Raw genomic sequence first — 6,188 nt, forward strand, 5'->3', positions numbered from 1 at the left:
GTTACGCGAGCACCGAACCGGCGCCCGCACGGCCGCAGATCATCAGTGACCGAAGGCCGGGGCCTTGGGCAGGTTTTCGGGGCGGGCGACGAAGAACACCAGCACCGCTGCCGTGACGAGCGCGGCGCCCAGCACGACGAACATCACGCCTGCGCCGCCCGTGGCTTGTTGCAGCACCCCGGCGATGGCTGGGCCGCACATCGCCCCGACGCGTGCGATGCCGAGGTAAAGGCCGACCGCAGTGCTGCGAATCTCGGTCGGATAGCTCACGGCCACGAGGTTGTTGAGTACCGTCTGCGTGCCGATCACGAACATGCCGGCGACCACGATGCCTGCAAATGTCACGGTGCCGCCGGCGGCCGTTGCAAGCACGGCGATGGCCGCCGCGCCGCACAGCCAGGCGAGCGACATCGCCAGACGGCGATTGCCGATGCGGTCGGCCACCACGCCGCAGATCAGGCTGCCAAACGCCGAGGCGAACACCAGCAGCGAGCCGTAGGCGAAACTCGTCGACAGGTTTTCGCCGCGTTTGAGCATGATCGTCGGCAGCCAGCCGGACAGACCATAGGACGAGAACAGCGATAGTGCCCCCATCGCCCAGAAACAGATCGTCTGACGGCGGAACTTGCCGGAGAAGAGCGCCGCGACCGAGCCGGCTTTGACGCCGGCGTCGGGAGAAGTGAACGTTGCGTGATCGAACGCTGCGGCGCGCGCCGGCCACAGGCGTTTGAGTTGCGCACGTACCGCTTCCTGACGCCCCCGGCTCGCCAGAAATGACACCGACTCCGGCAGCGCGAACTGCAACGCGAGCGCCAGCACGACGGACAGGCTTCCCACGTAGTACATGCTCTGCCAGCCGTGCTGCGGAATCAGCCACGCGGCAACGAAGCCGGAGGCCGTCGCACCGCCGATCCAGCCGCAGGTAAAGAAAACGATGGTGAAAACGTTCGCGCTGCGCTTGGGCGCGATCTCGTTGATGTAGGTGACGGCGACCGGCATCAGCAGACCCAGTGAAATCCCCATCGCGAAGCGAAGCGCAATGAAGGCGCGCAGATCGTGCGCGAACAGGGCGATGGCCAGGCTCATCAACCCCGAGAGCCAGATGCCGGTGAGCAGCACGCGACGCCGCCCGATGCGATCGCTGAATAACCCCGAGACGGCAGAACCCGCGGCGAATCCCGCGAGTCCGCATGACAGCAGCACGCCGATCTGGCTCGGCGACAAGTGCCATAGCGCAGTCACGTCGTGGACGATATAAGCCGCGTTATAGAGATCGAAGCCGTCGAACAGCAGGATCAGCGCGAGCAGTGTGCCCAGCCAGTAATGAAACGCCCCGAGCGGGGCCGATTGCAGCGCGTCGCGAACGTCGATGCGTTCCGGCTGCCGCGTCGGGGTGTCTTGAGTCATGCCTTGTCTCCGAATGGGACGACCTGTCGCGCGCCGGGAAGACCGGGCCGCAGTGTCTTTGTTGTGCTATCCGGAGTCGACTTTACTGGGTGATTTTTTGTTTATCAATATTGATTTTTAAAGTCAATACACCTGTGGCATCATGTCTCGCAAATTCGACCGAATCGTGGGCACTCGCCCGCAGTGAGGGGGCGACGGGACCATCGAGGCAGACAATGACGCAGCAAAACGACCTGATGACGCGCGACGAAGTGCTGGCCGTGCTCGACATCAAGCCCGCGACGCTTTACGCCTATGTGAGCCGGGGGCTGATCCGGGCGAGGCCGCATGAGGACGGACGCAAGAGTCTCTATTTGCGACGTGACGTGGAGCGTCTGGCGACCCGCAAGCGCGGGCGCGCGCCCACTGGCGCCGTGGCCGAATCGACCATGCGTTTCGGCGACCCTGTGCTGCATTCGGCCATCACGCAGATCACGCCGCATGGCCCGCGATACCGCAACCGGCTGGCCATCGATCTGGCGGGGGGCGGCGCGTCGTTCGAATCGGTCGTGCATCTGCTGATGACAGGCATCTGGCAGGACAGCATTGCCGAGTGGCCGATGCAGGACACGCCGCCCGACGTGCTGCGATTCCTGTCGACCTACGACGGCGAAGTCGCGAGCGCAGACATCGGCAATCTGCTGGGCATGGTGCCGTTTGCGCTGGCGATGCACGGTCGGGGGGCGCGCGAATTGGCCGATGGTGCAGCGGTACAGGCCGCGCGGATGATGCTGCATTGCATGGCCGGTTGTGTCGGCTTTCTCGGGCCGCAGCATCGGTTCGTGGCGCGCGTCGAAGGGGACAATGTCGCGGGACATATCCTGCGCGCAGCGGGTAACGCGCCGACGCCCGCGAAGCTTCGCGCGACGAACGCCGCCCTCGTGCTATTGGCCGATAACGAACTGGCCCCGGCCACGTTCTCGGCACGGATCGCCGCCTCGACCCATGCGGATCTTTTCAGTTGCGTGGCCGCCGCCATTGGCTCGCATATCGGCTTCTCCACAGGCACGAGCACTGAAAAGATCGAGACGTTGTTGCTCTGCGAGCCGTTCAATGCGCTCGATACGCGCGTGGATCGTGTGCGCGAGTACGGCGCGAGCCTGTTCGGCTTCAACCATCCGCTGTATCCGGGCGGCGATGCGCGCGCCGATCTGATGATGCAGATGGCGCTCAGGCTCATGGACGAGACGGGCAAAGGGGCGATGAACGCGGTGGCGCGCGAGAACACGCGTCTGACGCTCGATTTCCTTGAGCGCATGCGCAGCGAACTGAATGCCCATCCCGGCTTGGCGCCGGGGCTTGTCACGCTGGCCCGTGCGCTGGGATTGCCTGACGGGGCGTCCACCGCGCTCTGGATCGTGGGCCGCTCGGCCGGCTGGGTCGCGCACGTCATGGAGCAACGCACACAGGCGTTCATGTTGCGCCCGCGCGCGAAGTACGGATTGGGTGGCCCAGTGACATCCGAATCGTTCGAGTCTTTCGAGACCCCGGTTTCGCGATAGCGCCGCAAGCCCCCGATAGGTGTCAGACGTTGTTGCAACAGAAGAAACGCCGCTTGTAACAAATAATTCATCTCGGACTGCTAGCCTGCACGAAGACTCCAATTCCGCACGTCCCCGAGCGTGCTCAAACTTGCCCGGGCGAGCCGTGTGCCAAGTAGCGCGGACATGCTCAGAAACATAGCGAAAAGCACGCCGCAGCCGATATTGTTATTGTGCATCGCGATGATCTGCTCCTGCGCTTGCTCTGCCCGTGTCTGGGCGACAGACGTCGCTCCCGGCGCCGTAACCCCTGCCGAGGCCGGAGCCCAGCCGCTGTTGTCTTTCGATATTGCCGCGCAACCGCTGCAGTTTGCGCTCGAGGCGTACGGCGCCTTCACCGATGTCTCTCTGCTGTACGACAGTTCCCTGACCGCAGGGCGCATCTCTGCGCCCGTGAAAGGCGAGATGTCCGCTCGCGCAGCGCTCCAGATCCTGCTCGAAGGCAGTGGCTTGACGTCCCGTTATACCGGCGCCAAGACCGTGGCGCTTGTGCCTGTGCAACAGAATTCGCCCAGCCCCGTTGATCGCGCGCCCGTCGATGCCGCGTCTGCCCGTCGCTACTTCGGATTGATACAGACGCGCGTGCACGACGCCTTCTGTGCGCAGCCGGTGCTTGCACAGGGCGCGCGCCGTATCGCGCTGCGTTTGTGGATCAATGCCGCTGGCGAGATCGGCCCGGTGACATTGCTTGACTCCAGCGGCGACCGGACCGTCGACGCGTTGGTGGTCCGCACGTTGCAGGGCGTGCGAGTCGGCGAAGCAGTACCGGCGGCGCTGGCGCAGCCGTTTACTTTTGTGGTGTTGCCCCGGGCGTCCGGCCGCAGTTGGGCATGCGAGACGGCGAACGACGCGACGGCCGGAGGGGCGCATGGCCGATAGCCCCCGCGCCAAGCTACGAGAACTGCTCGTGCAACGCTACGGGCAACTCAAGACCCTGCTCTCGCGCAAGCTCGGCTCGTCCGATCTGGCGGGCGACGCGTTGCAGGACACGTGGCTGCGGCTGGAAAACACAGAGAACATCGAGCCGGTGCGCAATCCGGGTGCCTATCTGTACCGGATGGCCTATCACGCCGCCATCGACAAGCAGCGCGCGGAGGACCGCCGGTTGAGTGTCGGCGAGATCGAGACGATGCTCGATCTGGTGAGCCCGGAGCCGGGGCCCGCACAGATCGCAGAAGCGAACTCCGATCTCAATGCGCTTGCGCGCGTGCTGGAGCAAATGCCCCAGCGCCGTCGTGACATTCTGCTCGCGGTGCGACTCGACGGCCTTGCGCAGCGCGAGGTGGCCGAGCGCTTCGGGATCTCGTTGCGGCTTGTCGAACTGGAACTCAAGCGGGCGCAGGAGTTTTGTGCCGACCAAATGGAACGATAGCAAACGACTGTCCGCTTGCCACGTCATCGTGACGATGATGCGAAGCGGGCAAAAATAATTTCAAAAATACTTGCGGAAACCGCTCGCGGGAAACGTCTTGTGAATATGACGCCCCCAAATCTGGGCAGAACCCCGCCGGCAACTCAGAGAATGCCTGGCAGCGCCGCAAGCAGAGGATCGACAGACACACCCGACATGAAGGCTGCACCCGATAGCTCGACCCGATCCGCCACGACGCAGACCCTGCGGCGCGACGCCCATGCATGGGTGCGACGTCTCACGTCCGGCGAGGCCACTGTGGCAGATGCGCAGGCGCTCAAGCAATGGTGCGACGTGAGCCCGGCGCATGCCGCGGCGTTCGCCGAGGCGCGTGATCTATGGCGCGATCTCGGCCCCGCCGGCGAGATGGCGCGCGCACGCGCCAGCGCCGAGGTGCGCCGCCCCGTACGCGCGGGACGCCGCATGTTCCTCGGCGGTGCGCTGGCGTCGGCCGCTGGCATAGGCGCGGTCGTTGTGGCCCCTACGGGGTTCTGGGGCGCGATGGCGTCGATGGCGAGCGCCGACTATCGCACCTCCACTGGCGAGCAACGTCAGATTGCGCTGGCCGGTAACGTCACGGTCGATCTCAATACCCGCACCAGCATTGCGTTGACGGACAAGGACGGCGCGGCCGATGCGCGACGCGGCGTGAATCTGCTCGATGGCGAGATAGCCGTCGACAACTCGCGCAGCCCGGCGTCGTTCGTCGTGACGGCAGGCGATGGACGTGCCATCGGTACTCAGGCGAACTTTGAAGTGCGCCACCTCGATACACGTGTGTGCGTGACCTGTGTTTCCGGCGGCGTGCGCGTCGAGGTGGGGGGCAACAGCGTGCAATTGGCCGCACGCCAGCAGGTGGTCTACGAAGGGCGGAAGTTGGGGCGCGCCGCGTCCGTCAATGCGGCCGCAACGTCGGCATGGCGCTCGGGCGTGCTCGTGTTCCGGGATGCGCCGCTCGCCGATGTGATTGGCGAAATCAATCGCTATCGCTCGGGGCGGGTGATGGTGTTCGACAGTCGTCTTGCACAAAGCCGGTTGAGCGGACGATTCCGTATCGACCGGATCGGCGAGATCTTCGCGCAGATTCAGGCCGTGCTGGGCGCGAGTGTGACACAGCTACCTGGCGGCATCGTGGTCGTGGGCTAGCGGAAATCGTCGGGCAGGGGCGAGGAGTCGATTCGGAGAACGAGAAATTTTCGAGAGCGTCTTTGCGGGTTTGAGGAGTGAGCGTCGTCATCAAAGGGAAGGCCGCTTGCATCGATGAGATGGCGGCGGCCGCTAACCGATTGCCACTGCAAATTCGCCATGCAACCGAACCCTTTCGTCTCGCTCGCTTCCCCCGATTCCAACGACTCGCCCAATCAGTCGCAACGCCGCCGGTTGGGGCGCGTCATCCGCAGCCTGCACCGCAAACCGCTCGTGCAGGCTGCGGCGTTGACGCTGTTGGCATCGTCGGCAGCGCATGCGCAACAGGCGTTCAGCAACGCATGGTTTGCCGCCCGCGGTGCCGCGCAGGCAACGGCGTCGCAAACGGGGCGTCTGCCGAACGGCATGCCGGTCACGTCGCTGATGGACCCCTCGGCGCAGCAGCAACAGGCGAATGCGCAGTTGCAGCGCTCGATTGCGAATCTGAGTTCGGCTGCACAGAACATCGCGGCAATGCAGGCCGCACAAGCCAATGCGCGCGCAGCAGCGGCGAGCAGCGATACAACGATCCCCGATGGCCTGACCGAAGGCGGCCTGAAGGTCGACACGAACAGCCTGACCAAGGGCTGGATCAACGCTCAAGC

Annotated in this window: 6 protein-coding genes; 5 read left to right on the plus strand and 1 reads right to left on the minus strand. The window is 64.8% G+C overall.

What is annotated here, in order from left to right:
* Positions 1-42: 42 nt before the first annotated feature.
* Positions 43-1,407 carry an MFS transporter gene (locus PCO31110_RS23945; protein ID WP_150691605.1) on the minus strand — a complete coding sequence of 455 codons (1,365 nt, stop codon included), beginning with the start codon at positions 1,405-1,407 and terminating at the stop codon, positions 43-45.
* Between the two features lie 215 nt (positions 1,408-1,622).
* On the opposite strand from PCO31110_RS23945, the gene PCO31110_RS23950 reads away from it, so the two are divergent.
* The 5 genes from PCO31110_RS23950 to PCO31110_RS23970 form a co-directional block, all read left to right on the plus strand.
* A complete protein-coding gene (locus tag PCO31110_RS23950) occupies positions 1,623-2,948 on the plus strand; it encodes a citrate synthase (protein WP_246189965.1) in 1,326 nt (441 codons plus the stop codon).
* 315 nt (positions 2,949-3,263) lie between these two features.
* On the plus strand, positions 3,264-3,866 hold the full coding sequence (locus PCO31110_RS23955) for a secretin and TonB N-terminal domain-containing protein (protein ID WP_010805343.1): 603 nt from the start codon (positions 3,264-3,266) through the stop codon (positions 3,864-3,866).
* Positions 3,856-4,359 carry an RNA polymerase sigma factor gene (locus PCO31110_RS23960; protein WP_010805342.1) on the plus strand — a complete coding sequence of 168 codons (504 nt, stop codon included), beginning with the start codon at positions 3,856-3,858 and terminating at the stop codon, positions 4,357-4,359. Before PCO31110_RS23955 ends, PCO31110_RS23960 begins: the two co-directional genes overlap by 11 nt.
* Before the next feature lie 195 nt (positions 4,360-4,554).
* Complete coding sequence (locus PCO31110_RS23965; protein WP_174979756.1) at positions 4,555-5,544, plus strand: FecR family protein; 990 nt, start codon at positions 4,555-4,557, stop codon at positions 5,542-5,544.
* 159 nt (positions 5,545-5,703) lie between these two features.
* Positions 5,704-6,188 (plus strand): hypothetical protein (locus PCO31110_RS23970; RefSeq protein ID WP_150691607.1); only part of this gene is annotated, 485 nt, incomplete at its 3' end.

The sequence above is a fragment of the Pandoraea communis genome, from assembly GCF_902459745.1.
Taxonomy (GTDB): domain Bacteria; phylum Pseudomonadota; class Gammaproteobacteria; order Burkholderiales; family Burkholderiaceae; genus Pandoraea; species Pandoraea communis.

Bases quoted from the DNA above. Each gene is read 5' to 3' on its own strand.
- PCO31110_RS23945 (WP_150691605.1), bottom strand. From the start codon at position 1,407: ATGACTCAAGACACCCCGACGCGGCAGCCGGAACGCATCGACGTTCGC.
- PCO31110_RS23950 (WP_246189965.1), top strand. From the start codon at position 1,623: ATGACGCAGCAAAACGACCTGATGACGCGCGACGAAGTGCTGGCCGTG.
- PCO31110_RS23960 (WP_010805342.1), top strand. From the start codon at position 3,856: ATGGCCGATAGCCCCCGCGCCAAGCTACGAGAACTGCTCGTGCAACGC.
- PCO31110_RS23965 (WP_174979756.1), top strand. From the start codon at position 4,555: ATGAAGGCTGCACCCGATAGCTCGACCCGATCCGCCACGACGCAGACC.